The organism is Streptomyces sp. NPDC052107, assembly GCF_040680215.1.
Lineage (GTDB): Bacteria > Actinomycetota > Actinomycetes > Streptomycetales > Streptomycetaceae > Streptomyces.
This window is the reverse complement of sequence record NZ_JBFAWG010000021.1, coordinates 88,881-101,426: the sequence shown is the minus strand read 5'-3', so window position 1 is coordinate 101,426 and position 12,546 is coordinate 88,881. Positions and strand designations below refer to the sequence as shown.

At 73.1% G+C, this 12,546-nt stretch carries 10 protein-coding genes; 4 read left to right on the top strand and 6 right to left on the bottom strand.

Annotation, left to right across the window (positions count from 1 at the left end):
* The first annotated feature begins 54 nt into the window (after positions 1 to 54).
* Entirely contained in the window at positions 55 to 2,097 is a 2,043-nt protein-coding gene (locus AB0M27_RS23610) for an NAD(+) synthase (protein WP_365723850.1), read from the top strand.
* A gap of 26 nt (positions 2,098 to 2,123) precedes the next feature.
* On the opposite strand, the gene AB0M27_RS23605 is transcribed toward AB0M27_RS23610, so the two are convergent.
* From AB0M27_RS23605 to AB0M27_RS23595, 3 genes are all read right to left on the bottom strand, one after another.
* Positions 2,124 to 3,140 carry a hypothetical protein gene (locus AB0M27_RS23605; RefSeq protein ID WP_365723849.1) on the bottom strand — a complete coding sequence of 339 codons (1,017 nt, stop codon included), beginning with the start codon at positions 3,138 to 3,140 and terminating at the stop codon, positions 2,124 to 2,126.
* A gap of 85 nt (positions 3,141 to 3,225) precedes the next feature.
* Positions 3,226 to 3,948: a TIGR03943 family protein gene (locus AB0M27_RS23600; protein ID WP_365723848.1), complete on the bottom strand. Its 723-nt coding sequence runs from the start codon at positions 3,946 to 3,948 to the stop codon at positions 3,226 to 3,228.
* Positions 3,945 to 4,964, bottom strand: a complete 1,020-nt coding sequence (locus AB0M27_RS23595; protein WP_365723847.1) for a permease — start codon at positions 4,962 to 4,964, stop codon at positions 3,945 to 3,947. Before AB0M27_RS23595 ends, AB0M27_RS23600 begins: the two co-directional genes overlap by 4 nt.
* Positions 4,965 to 5,126: 162 nt before the next feature.
* Between AB0M27_RS23595 and AB0M27_RS23590 the strand changes: the two genes are divergently transcribed.
* The gene (locus tag AB0M27_RS23590; protein ID WP_365723846.1) at positions 5,127 to 6,971 is read left to right on the top strand and encodes an NAD-binding protein; all 1,845 of its coding nucleotides are present in this window, start codon (positions 5,127 to 5,129) and stop codon (positions 6,969 to 6,971) included.
* A 28-nt stretch (positions 6,972 to 6,999) separates the two neighbouring features.
* Here the strand turns inward: AB0M27_RS23590 and AB0M27_RS23585 are convergent, their stop codons facing one another.
* Positions 7,000 to 8,817, bottom strand: a complete 1,818-nt coding sequence (locus tag AB0M27_RS23585; protein ID WP_365723845.1) for a prolyl oligopeptidase family serine peptidase — start codon at positions 8,815 to 8,817, stop codon at positions 7,000 to 7,002.
* 83 nt (positions 8,818 to 8,900) lie between these two features.
* Between AB0M27_RS23585 and AB0M27_RS23580 the strand changes: the two genes are divergently transcribed.
* Both AB0M27_RS23580 and AB0M27_RS23575 read left to right on the top strand, forming a co-directional pair.
* Positions 8,901 to 9,740: a methyltransferase gene (locus tag AB0M27_RS23580; protein WP_365723844.1), complete on the top strand. Its 840-nt coding sequence runs from the start codon at positions 8,901 to 8,903 to the stop codon at positions 9,738 to 9,740.
* Between the two features lie 43 nt (positions 9,741 to 9,783).
* Complete coding sequence (locus tag AB0M27_RS23575) at positions 9,784 to 10,572, top strand: SURF1 family protein (RefSeq protein ID WP_365723843.1); 789 nt, start codon at positions 9,784 to 9,786, stop codon at positions 10,570 to 10,572.
* Positions 10,573 to 10,590: 18 nt separating this feature from the next.
* Here the strand turns inward: AB0M27_RS23575 and AB0M27_RS23570 are convergent, their stop codons facing one another.
* Complete coding sequence (locus tag AB0M27_RS23570) at positions 10,591 to 11,733, bottom strand: hypothetical protein (protein WP_365723842.1); 1,143 nt, start codon at positions 11,731 to 11,733, stop codon at positions 10,591 to 10,593.
* A gap of 128 nt (positions 11,734 to 11,861) precedes the next feature.
* A complete protein-coding gene (locus AB0M27_RS23565; RefSeq protein WP_365723841.1) occupies positions 11,862 to 12,545 on the bottom strand; it encodes a SigE family RNA polymerase sigma factor in 684 nt (227 codons plus the stop codon).
* Between the last annotated feature and the right edge of the window lies 1 nt (position 12,546).

Sequence of the window (12,546 nt, the reverse complement as noted above, 5' to 3'; positions counted from 1 at the left end):
GGCCCGGCCTTTAGGCTTCGTCTTGTAGGAAAGTCGCTTCGGAAAGAGGTCCCGTTGAGCTTCTGGTCGATCTACCAGCACGGCTTCGCGCGCGTCGCCGCGTGCACGGGCCACACCGTCATCGCCGACCCGCCCGCCAACGCCGAGGCGGTCCTGCGGCATGCGCGCCGGTGCGCCGAGGAGGGTGTCGCCGTCGCCGTGTTCCCGGAGCTGTGCCTGTCCGGGTACGCGATCGACGACCTGCTGCTGCAGGACGCGCTGCTCGACGACGTCGAGACGGCGCTCGCCACGATCGTCGCCGAGTCGGCCGGCCTGCTGCCGGTACTGGTCGTCGGCGCCCCGCTGCGCCACCGCGACCGGATCTTCAACTGCGCGGTGCTCGTGCACCGCGGCCGGATCCTGGGCGTCGTGCCGAAGTCGTACCCGCCGAACTACCGCGAGTTCTACGAGCGCCGGCAGATCGCGGGCGGCGACGACGAGCGCGGCGGCACGATCCGGCTCGGCGGCGCGGACGTGCCGTTCGGCGTGGACCTGCTCTTCGCGGCGGCGGACCTGCCCGGACTCGTGCTGCACGCCGAGGTCTGCGAGGACATGTGGGTGCCGGTGCCGCCGAGCGCGGAGGCCGCGCTCGCCGGGGCGACCGTCCTGCTCAACCTCTCGGGCAGCCCGATCACCGTCGGCCGGGCCGAGGACCGCAAGCTGCTGTGCCGCTCGGCGTCCTCGCGCTGCCTCGCCGCGTACGTCTACGCGGCGGCCGGCCTCGGCGAGTCGACCACCGACCTGTCCTGGGACGGCCAGACCCTGATCTACGAGAACGGGGCGCTGCTGGCCGAGACCGACCGCTTCCCGCTCGGCGAGCAGTACGCGGTGGCCGACGTGGACCTCGACCTGCTGCGGCAGGAACGGCAGCGGATGGGCACCTTCGGCGACAACCGCCGCACCCACGCCGCACGCACCGCCGACTTCAGGACCGTCTCCTTCGAGCTCGCCCCGCCGGCCACCACCGACCTCGGCCTGCGCCGCCGCGTCGAACGCTTCCCCTTCGTCCCCGCCGACGCCGAGCGCCTCGCCCTGGACTGCTACGAGGCGTACAACATCCAGGTCGCGGGGTTGCAGCAGCGCCTCGCCTCGATCGGCGGCCCCAAGGTCGTCATCGGCGTCTCCGGCGGACTGGACTCCACGCACGCGCTGATCGTCGCCGCCCGGGCGATGGACCGCGCCGGCCGCCCGCGCAGCGACATCCTGGCCTTCACCCTGCCCGGCTTCGCCACCAGCGACCACACCAAGGACAACGCCCACCGGCTGATGCGCGCCCTCGGTGTCACCGCGGCCGAGCTGGACATCACCCCGACCGCACGGCTGATGCTGAAGGAGATCGGCCACCCCTTCGCCTCCGGCGAGCCGGTGTACGACGTCACCTTCGAGAACGTCCAGGCGGGCCTGCGCACCGACTACCTGTTCCGCCTCGCCAACCAGCGCGGCGGCATCGTGCTCGGCACCGGCGACCTCTCCGAGCTGGCGCTCGGCTGGTCGACGTACGGCGTCGGCGACCAGATGAGCCACTACAACGTCAACTCCGGCGTCCCGAAGACACTGATCCAGCACCTCATCCGCTGGGTCGTCGGCAGCGAGCAGTTCGACGAGGAGACCGGCAAGATCCTGACGGCGATCCTCGACACGGAGATCAGCCCCGAACTCGTACCCGGTGAGGAGATGCAGTCCACCGAGTCGAAGATCGGCCCGTACGCGCTGCACGACTTCACCCTGTTCCACGTGCTGCGCTACGGTTTCCGCCCCTCCAAGATCGCCTTCCTCGCCTGGCACGCCTGGCACGACCGGGAGAACGGCGCCTGGCCCCCCGGCTTCCCGGAGGCCGAGCGCGGCACCTACTCCCTGGGGGAGATCCGCCACTGGCTGGAGGTCTTCATCCGCCGCTTCTTCGCCTTCTCCCAGTTCAAACGCTCGGCCATGCCGAACGGCCCGAAGGTCTCGGCAGGCGGCTCCCTCTCCCCACGCGGCGACTGGCGGGCCCCGTCGGACGGGACGGCGCAGGCGTGGTTGCGGGATCTGGAGCGGGTCGATCCGAAGGAGGCGTAGGCGCCCCGAGCTGCGAGGCGATCGACTCAGACCCTCACCGCTGAAAGCGCACGAAGGATGCGTGCAAGGTCGTCCGGCGCGGCAGCCAACCGCACCGAGCGGCCCGCGTCGTCAAGCTCGGCGATGTGCCAGCTGTGCGAGACGAGGTCACCCTCCTCGCCCCGCGCCCGCCGCACGCAGCGGAGCGTGAGCCGCTTGACCGGTATCGCCTTCGCCGCGAACCGACCCGGCCCGGGGTGCGGTGTCACGGCGGGTCCGTCGGCGCCAAGAACGACGTGGGTACCGAAGCCGTGCGGGTTGTAGTCGGTGTCCTCCAGGAAATGGGCGGAGAGGAACACCTCGCCGTCCGCGGGGAGTTCGGGTGCCGTGGACTCACCGGGCGTGCGGATCCGCGTCGCCCGCCACGCCCATCCGGACAGCACCCCGCTGACCAGCGCGCCCACCGCCCACCAGGCGATCGTGGCCGTCGAGCCGAACAGGGACACGGGGTGCCGGTAGCACAGCGGCAAGAGCCACACCGCCGTGCCGAGGAGCGGGACGAGGAACGGCAGCGCCGACGGTCGGACCTCGCCCTCGGGCAGCCGGCGCCCGCGCGCCCGCAGCAGCAGCCGGGCTCCCGGCCAGCCCGTGGCCAGCACGCACAGGGCCGCGACGACCGCCTGGCTGCCGCCGGTGGCCACATGCTCGTGCCAGACGTACCGCGCCCCGGCGACCTTCATCACCTGCCCCCGCCACACGGTCAGCCGCACCCGGTCACCGGCCTCGAAGGCCTCGGCGGCGTCGTACGACACCCTCATCCGGGGCGTCGGACGGCCCTCGGCGAAGTACAGGCGGCCGCCCTGCTTGGGCGAGCGCGGATCGGTCCGCTCGATCACGGCCGGGAGGGTGCGCAGACAGTCGTTCCCGCGCGCACCGGCGGCGCAGGGCCGGGCCGCGCGCCAGGCCCGCTCGTCCGCGGTGACGGCCGGCACGAACCAGGCGGCCACCCCCGCGCACACCAGCAGCAGCGCGCAGACCGCGAGTTGACCGATCCTGCTGTTCATGCCCGGGATTGTCACCGCGCCGGGCCGACCGGTCTTGTACCGGATCCGGCAACGAAGAGACGACCGGCACTGCCGTGATCCGACCTCAGTTGTTCCACGTCTCGTCGTACGGATCGTGCGGCACCGGAACCGGCTTCGCCGAGGTGACCTTCAGGTAAGGAATGAGGCCGTTGTTGACGGGATCCCGCGTGAGCCTGGGCGTGTACGTGCCGGTCACCTCCAGCCAGGCGTCCGGGCGCAGGACCGGGGGCAGCGCGCCGGTGAGGGCGATCTTGACCGGCTGGGCGTCCGCGGCACAGCAGTTGAGGGCCATGCGGACCAGGTACGGCGCGCCCGAGTGGTCCAGGGCGAGGAACCCGGTGACGCGGACCGTACGGCCCTGCAGGGAGCGGCCGTGGCCGTAGGCCGCGCGGGAGGCGTAGTCGATCACGGAGAGCGGGGCCGGGTCGGTGGCGGGCAGCCTGCCGTAGGCGTACGGCTTCTGCAGGGCCGTGCCGGAGCGCAGGGCGCTGTAGGAGCCGAGGGCGGGCGGGGCGATGAGGATGAGGGCGAGGAGGGGGAGCAACAGCACCCAGGAGACGCGGGGTTCGGGGTGGTGGTGGTCGTGGGTTTCGGTGGCGACGGCCCTGGCGCGTCGGCGCTCGTACCAGACCGTCGCCAGCGCCGCCACGATGAGGACCGCGCCCGAGGCCAGCAGCAGCGGGCGCAGCCCCTCCTTGACGTAGCGGAGGTAGAGGTCGGTGCTGCCCGCGTGCAGGAGGGCGGCGCCGAGCAGGAACATGACGGCGGCCTGGGTCTGGCGGTTCACAACAGCACCGTCCCGGTCACGAGCGCGCCCGCGATCGCCAGCGCGAAGGTGGCGGGGGCGAAGCGGAGGGCGAAGGTACGGCCGAAGGTGCCGGCCTGCATCGCGAACAGCTTGAGGTCGATCATCGGGCCCACCACCAGGAACACCAGCTTGGCCGTCAGGGAGAACTGGGTGAGGGAGGCCGCGACGAACGCGTCCGCCTCCGAGCAGATGGAGAGCAGGACGGCGAGGACGGCCAGGGCGAGCACCGAGAAGACCGGGTTTACGGCCGCCGTGCGCAGCCAGTCCGCCGGGGTCGCCGCCTTCAGCGTGGCCGCGGCCATCGCGCCGAGCACCAGGAAGCCGCCCGCGTGCATGGTGTCGTGCCGTACCGAGCTCCAGAACGCCTCCCCCTTGGTCGCGCCCTCGTGCGCGCCGTGGGTCGGCGGGCGCAGCCAGTCGGTGCGGCCCAGCCGCTGCCACAGCCAGCCCATCGCGCACGCCACCAGCAGGCTCGCCAGGAACCGGGCCAGCACCATCTCGGGCCTGCCGGGGAAGGCGACGGCGGTGGCGGTCAGCACGATCGGGTTGATCGCGGGGGCGGAGAGCAGGAAGGCGAGGGCGGCCGCCGGGGTGACGCCCCTGCGGACGAGGGCGCCGGCCACCGGGACCGAGGCGCACTCGCAGCCCGGCAGGATCGCGCCCGCGACCCCGGCGACCGGCACGGCCAGGGCGGGGCGGCGCGGGAGGGCGCGGGCGAAGAAGGACGGCGGCACGAACACCGCGATCGCCGCCGACAGCAGCACACCGAGGACCAGGAAGGGCAGGGCCTGGACCGTCACCGCGACGAACACCGTCATCCAGCTCTGCATCAGCGGGGTGCCGAGGAGCCCGCGGATCGGGGACTGGGCGAGCACGGCGAGGAGCAGGGTCAGCGTCAGCACGAGGGGAGAGCTGAGCCTGCGGCTCTCCCCGCCGCCCGGCTCGCCGGCGGGGCCGGTCTCCGCGCCGGGCGGGGCGTCTTCCGTGATGGCCACGTGCGGTTACCTCCGGCCGGCTGTCCTGGTTCGCTCCCTCCCCCTCGGTACGCGAGTCGTCCCCCGGGTGTTCACATCGTTGCTGGAACCACTCCTCTCCTTGGGGCAGTCTTTTCCCTCGTGGGGAGCGTTCCGTATCAAGGTGGGCCCAGTGCCCCGCACATGGTGGTGTGCGGTGACGACGGGCTGGCGCACCGGCTGGCCGCCGAGTTGCGCGGAGTCTACGGCGAGCAGGTCACCCTTGTGGTACCGCCGAACGAGCGCACCGCCAGGCCTCCGGTGGTCGGACGGGCCCGGTCCGCTTCGGCCACGCTGTTCGACCGCGTGGTGAGCGCCACGGTCGGCCGCGGCGGCAACGGACCCGGGTCCGGCTCCGGGTCGAGGGCCGGCTCGGGATCGACCGCGACCGCCACGAACACCGGCAGCGCCGGTAGCACCGCCGGCGGCAACGGTGGTGACGCCGAACGGGTGCTGGAAGCCGCCGAGATCACCGAGTCCGTGCTCGCCCAGGCCGGAGTGGAACGGGCCGCCGCGCTCGCCCTCGTCTTCGAAGACGACGAGACCAACATCCGGGCCGCGCTGACCGCCCGTCGGCTCAACCCACGGCTGCGGCTCGTCCTGAGGCTCTACAACCGGCGGTTGGGCCAGCACATCGAGGAACTCCTCGACCAAGCCGCCGCGTTGGCCACCGGCAATGGCGAGGGCGGCACCGACGCGTCCACCACCGTGCTGTCCGACGCCGACACCGCCGCGCCCGCACTGGCCGCCACCGCGGTCGCCGGCACCAGCAAGGTCGTCCAGACCGAGGGGCTGCTGCTGCGGGCCGTCGAACGGCCGGCGGCCGGCACCGGACTGTGCACGCTCGCCCTGCTCTCCCCGCCGGGCGCGGATCCCGAGGGCGGCGCGGACCTGGAACCCCGGCTGCTGCCGGACGACGACGAGGTAGGGCAGGCCTCCGGGCGGGCGGCCGTGGTACTGGAGCAGGTTTCCTCGGCGGGCGGCGGGGAGTCGGCCGCCCCCGGCCGCGGCGGGGTGCCGCCGTTCGCCTCGCTGTTCTCCCGGCGGCTCAGGTGGTCGCTGGCGGGCATGGTCGCGTGCGTGGTCGCGCTCGCCGTCGCGCTGTGGGTGGTCACCGGGATCCATCCGCTGCGGGCCTTCTATCTGACCCTGCTGGACCTGTTCGCGATCGACGACCCCGCCCTCGGGGCGTCGCTCGGCCGGCAGATCCTCCAACTCCTCTCCGGGCTGGTCGGGTTGCTGCTGCTGCCGGTGCTGCTGGCGGCCGTGCTGGAGGCGCTGGGCACCTTCCGCACCGCCTCCGCCCTGCGCAAACCGCCGCGCGGTCTCGGCGGGCATGTGGTGCTGCTCGGGCTGGGGAAGATCGGCACCCGGGTGCTGACCCGGCTGCGCGAACTGAACATCCCCGTCGTGTGCGTCGAGTCCGACCCGGAGGCGCGCGGACTCGCGACCGCGCGCCGGCTGCGGGTGCCGGTGGTGCTCGGGGACGTCACCCAGGAAGGTGTGCTGGAGTCCGCGAAGATCCACCGGGCGTACGCGCTGCTCGCGGTGACCAGCGCGGACACCACCAATCTGGAGGCCGTGCTGTACGCCCGGAACGTACGGCCCGACCTGCGGGTGGTACTGCGGCTGTACGACGACGACTTCGCCACCGCGGTGTACCGCACCCTGCGGGCCGCGTACCCGCACGCCCTCACCCGGAGCCGGAGCGTCACGCACCTGGCCGCGCCCGCGTTCGCCGGGGCGATGCTGGGGCGGCAGGTGCTGGGCGCCATCGCGGTGGAGCGCAGGGTGCTGCTGTTCGCCGCGGTCGACGTCTCCGGGCATCCCCAGTTGGAGGGGCGGACCGTACGGGACGCCTTCCAAGCCGGGTCCTGGCGGGTGCTGGCGCTGGAGGGGCGGACGGACACGGCCCCGGACCATGTGCTGGAGAAGGGGGACCGGGTCGTCGTCGCCACCACCCGCAGAGGCCTGGCGGAGCTCCGCTGACTCAGGACGCGCAACCAGGTGCCGTCACTCAGGAAGCGCCCAGGTGCCGGGCCGCGAAGTCCGTCTCCAGTCTCACCTGCTTGATCCGCTCGTCCACCACCAGGGAGCCGTGACCGGCGTCGTAGCGGTACACCTCGTGGGTCGCGCCTCTGGTCTCCAGGCGCTTGACGTAGTTGTCGATCTGGCGGATCGGGCAGCGGGGATCGTTGACGCCCGCCGAGATGTAGACCGGGGCCTTGACCGCGTCGATGTACGTGAGCGGGGACGAGGCCTCGAAGCGCTCGGGGACCTCCTCGGGGGTGCCGCCCAGCAGGGTGCGGTCCATGGCCTTCAGGGCCTCCATCTCGTCGTGGTACGCGGTGACGTAGTCCGCGACGGGCACGACCGCGATGCCCACCGTCCACGCCTCGGGCTGGGTGCCGAGGCCGAGCAGGGTGAGATAGCCGCCCCAGGAGGCGCCGGTGAGGATCAGCCGGGCGGGGTCGGCGAGGCCCGAGGCGACCGCCCAGTCGCGGACCGCGGCCACGTCCTCCAGCTCGATCAGGCCGACCCGGTGCTTCAGGGCGTCGGTCCAGGCGCGGCCGTAGCCGGTGGAGCCGCGGTAGTTGATGCGGATCACCGCATACCCCTGGTCGACCCAGGCGGCCGGGCCGGCGGCGAAGGAGTCGCTGTCGTGCCAGGTCGGGCCGCCGTGCAGGTCGAAGACCGTCGGCAGGGGGCCGCTCGCGCCCGCCGGCTTCTGGATCAGGGCGTGGATGCGGCCACCGGGGCCCTCCACCCACGCGTCCTCCACGGGCACCGACGGCGGGCAGGCCATGCCGGGAGGGTCCAGGACGATGCCGCCGGACGTCGAGCGGACCGCGGGCGGCTCGGCGGCCGAGGACCACAGGTACTCCACGCTGCCGTCGGGGCGTGCCGTGTGGCCGGAGACCGTGCCGGGCGGGGTGGGGATGCGGGTCAGCCCACGGGTCGCCAGGTCGTAGCGGAACAGCTCGCTGCGGGCCTCGAAGCCGTGGGCGACGAGCAGGGCCGAGCCGTCCGGGTACCACTCCGCACTGACGTCACCCGGCAGGTCCAGGGCGAGGTCGGTCTCCTCGCCCGTCGCCACGTCCCACACCAGCGGCTCCCAGCGGCCCCGGCGCTGATGTCCGATGAGCAGCCGGGTGTCGCCATCGACCGGGGCGAAGCCCAGCACCTCCAGGCCCAGCTCCTCGGTGCCGCCCTTGGTGTCGTCCAGCTCGGCGACCGGCGTGCCGTCCGGGCGGAGCACGCGCAGCGCGGCGTGCATGGCGTCGCCGTGCTCGGTGTGCTCGACGGCGATCAGGGAGCCGTCGTGCGAGAGGTCGCCGACGCCCGCCGACTCGCGGTGCCGGTAGATCTCGACCGGGTCCTTGCCCTCGCGCGCGAGGTGGATCGTCGTGCCCTCGTCGTCCGTGGAGCGGCCGACGACCGCCGTACGCCCGTCCCGGGACAGGGCGAGCCCCGCCGGGTAGGACGGATCGAGGCCCGGGACGGCCGGCTCGTCCTGTCCTCCCTCGAAGGGCTGGCGGCGCCAGATGCCGAACTCGTCGCCGTCCTTGTCGTCGAACCACCAGATCCAGGCGCCGTCCGGGGAGAGCGCGCCGTCCGTCGTGCCGTTCGGCCGGTCCGTCGCCTGCCGCTGGCCGCCCGTCGCGCGGTCCCAGGCGTACAGCTCGTACGTGCCCGTCGCGTTCGACACGAACAGGGAGCGGTCCGGCGCGTCCTCCGCCCAGTCGGGCAGGGACACCCGCGGCGCCCGGAAGCGCTTCTCCCAGTCCGGCATGCCGGCCGCGTCGCGCGCGCCCGGCTCGTTGCTCTCACTCATCGCCCCAGTCATGCGCCCATACTGCCTGGCCGCTCCGACAATTGGGTGGCGGGTGTGGGCAGCCTGTGGATAACTTTCCGATCATGAGCACGCAGGTCGGCCACCACTCCGCCCCCGACGGCTGGCGCGAGGACAACCGCGCCATGTGGGATGAGCGCGTCCCCGTGCATGTGGCCGGTGAGTACTACGACCTCGACGGCTTCCGCACCCACCCCGACGTCCTGCGCGACTTCGAGACGGCCGAGGTCGGCGACGTCACCGGCAGGACGCTGCTCCACCTGCAGTGCCACATCGGGACCGACACCCTCTCCTGGGTCCACCGGGGCGCCGCCCGCGTCGTCGGCCTGGACTTCTCCGCCCCGGCCGTGGAGGCCGCCCGCTCCCTCGCCGCCGACCTCGGCCACGGCCCCGAGCGTGCCGCCTTCGTCACCAGCGACGTGTACGACGCGGCCGACGCCGTGCCCGAGGCCTCGTACGACATCGTCTACACCGGGCTCGGGGCGCTGTGCTGGCTGCCCGACATCCGCCGCTGGGCACGCACTGCCGCCTCCCTCGTCGCCCCCGGCGGCTTCCTCTACCTCGCCGAGTTCCACCCGATCACCGAGGTCCTGGACGACGCGACCGGCTCGCGGATCGTGCGCGACTACTTCCGCCGCGGCGCCCAGGTGTGGGACGAGCCCGGCACCTACGCCGACCCGGACGCCGTCACCGTCCACAACCGCAGCGTGGAGTGGCAGCACACCCTCGGCGACGTGGTCTCCGCGATCGCCGCGGTCGGGCTGCGGATCGAGTTCCTGCACGAGCACGACGTGTCACTGTTCCCGCGCTTCGAGAACTTCGAGGTCCAGGACGGCTACCACCGCTTCCCGGCGGACCACCCGCGCATCCCGCTGATCTACTCCCTCAAGGCGAGCAGGAGCTGACCCGCGGGCGGACGCCCGGCGGCGGCGCCGTACCGTGGAGGGCGTGTACCGGTTTCTGCTGACACCCCGCTGGTGGGGCATCAACGTCTTCGTGCTGCTCGCCATCCCGTTCTGCATCTTCATGGGGTCCTGGCAGCTGAGCCGGTTCGAGGGGCGGGTGCAGGAGCATCGCAGCGCGACCGAGCAGGCCGCGTCGGACAAGCAGGAGGCCGCCCGCCCGCTGGCGTCGATGCTGCCCGTCGACAAGGCCACCTCGGGCCGCCGGGTCACCGCGAGCGGACACTACGGCACACAGCTGCTGGTGCCCGACCGCCGGCTGGACGGCAAGAACGGCTTCTACGTCCTCACCCTGCTGCGCACCGGCTCCGGCAAGGCGCTGCCGGTGGTACGAGGCTGGCTGCCCGGCAAGGCGGACCCGGCGAAGGCGCCCGCGCCGCCGAGCGGTGAGGTCACCGTCACCGGTGCGCTGCAGGCGTCCGAGACCCCCGGGGACAACGGGGTCAGCGCGGCCGGCGGACTGCCGGCCGGGCAGACGGCGGCGATCAGCTCGGCGTCGCTGGTCAACCTGGTGCCGTACAAGCTGTACGACGCCTGGGTGACCCTCGACAAGGCCGACGCCGGAATGAAGGCCGTACCCGCGACGGCGCCGGACGGCACCGGGCTGGACCTGAAGGCGTTCCAGAACCTCGGCTACACCGGGGAGTGGTTCGTCTTCGCCGGCTTCGTGGTGTTCATGTGGTTCCGGCTGCTCCGACGAGAGGCCGAGGCCGCGCGGGACGCCGCGCTGGGCCTGGTACCGGAGGAAACACCGGAGCCGGTGACCAGTAGCTGAGCACCGGCGCCCCGGCTGCTACGCCCCCGCCAGCACCCCGGTGTAGATGACCGTCCCCGCGCACTCCCCCGTCACCGTCGCCGTCGCCGAAGGTGAGCCCCCCTGCGCGGTGTGGGTGATCTGTACGCTGCCGTCGGCCGTGCCGTCCTCGGTCATCAGCTGGGTCGTAGTACCCGCCGAGCTCCCGCCGTCGGCCGAACCGCCGGTGGCACTCGCGTCCTGGGTCGGCGTCGGGTCCGCCGTCGGGCCACCGGTGTCCGAGCCTCCGGTGGTGCTGGTGCCGCCGCCGGTGGTGGGACAGGTCTCGGAGGGTACGAAGGCGAACTTCTCCTCGTAGGCCGCGCCCGGCTGCAGGACCAGCCCGGTCACCTCCAGCGAGGGGTCGGGCAGACTGGTGGCCGCGTCCCCGGCCACATGCCGCGCGATGCTGATCTTGGTCGGATCGGCCGCGCCCACGGCGGTCGGGGTGATGGTGCCCGCGCCGGCGACGGTGCAGGCGGCGGCGGAGACGTTGACGACGCGGAACGTGCCGTAGACCACGCCCGCGGTGTCGGGGGCGTCGGCGGTGCCGGTGGCCGAGCCCAGCTGGGCCGTCGTACACGCCGGGACGCCGCTGGAGGCGACGGTGGAGGTCGGGTTGGCGCCGCCGGTGGAGCCGCCGCCGCTGCCGCCGCCCTTGCCCTTCTCCCCGGGCTTGCCGGGCCCCGTGCCTGGCTTGACGGTCGTACTGCCGGCGTCCTTGCTGCCGCCCTTGTCACCGCCCTTGTCCTTGCCCTGCCCGGTGCCGCCCTGGGCCTGCGAGGACTGGCCGGCCATGGCCGTGTTGGGGTCGGTGCCGCCGGACTCGGAGACGTGCACGAGAGCCGGGATCGCGGTACCGATGAACAGGGCCGCTGCGGCCATGCCCACGACGGCCTGCCGCTTGCGGGCCCGCCGCGCGGGCACGGCCCGGCGCAGACGCTCCAGCGTGCCGGTGCGCGGCTCGATGTCGTCGACGGCGGAGTGCAGTATCCGGCGCAGGGCCAGCTCGTCGTCACCGAGGCCGCCGACGCCGTCGAGACCGAACCCGAGGCCGTCCGCATCGGCGCCGGAACCCTGCTTGCGGCCCTCGGGACCCTGGTCGAGGCCCTCCGGGCCCTTCTCGTCGGGGCCGTGGTTCACAGTTCCGTTCCCAGCGTGCGATTGCGTGTGCTCTTGCTCATCCCGCCTCGTCGGCTCGTGCCAGGCGAAGGGCTCGTGACGTTCGTGGGAATGACGTTCATCGGAATCGCCCCCTTCGGCTCGCTCGCTCATGCCGGTGCCTCCATGGCCACCCGCAGCGCGGCGATGCCCCGCGACCCGTACGCCTTCACCGACCCCAGGGAGATCCCGAGGGTCTCGGCGACCTGGGCCTCGGTCATGTCCGCGAAGTAGCGCAGGACCAGGACCTCGCGCTGGCGGCGCTGCAGGCCCTTCATCGCCTTGATGAGGTCGCGGCGCTCCAGCTGGTCGTAGGCGCCCTCCTCCGCGCTCGCCATGTCGGGCATCGGCTTGGAGAGGAGCTTCAGGCCGAGTATGCGGCGGCGCAGCGTGGACCGGGAGAGGTTGACGACCGTCTGCCGCAGGTAGGCGAGGGTCTTCTCGGGGTCGCGGACGCGCTTGCGGGCCGAGTGCACGCGGATGAAGGCCTCCTGGACCACGTCCTCGCAGGAGGCGGTGTCGTCCAGGAGCAGCGCGGCGAGGCCGAGCAGCGAGCGGTAGTGCGCCCGGTAGGTCTCGGTGAGGTGGTCGACGGTCGTTCCGGCGGCCTCGGTCGCCGCGGTGGTCGCGGCCTCCTCGGTACCGTCACGCTGACTGGGTATGCGGGCGGGCCGCGCTGCGGGCATGGGCGCGATCACCGGCATGCCGCCGGGCGTACGGGGCCGGAGCGCCGTACGGGGCGGCCGTAGGGCCGCCGCGCCGCGGGCCGCGCTGATTTCGAGTACCTCTGCCACG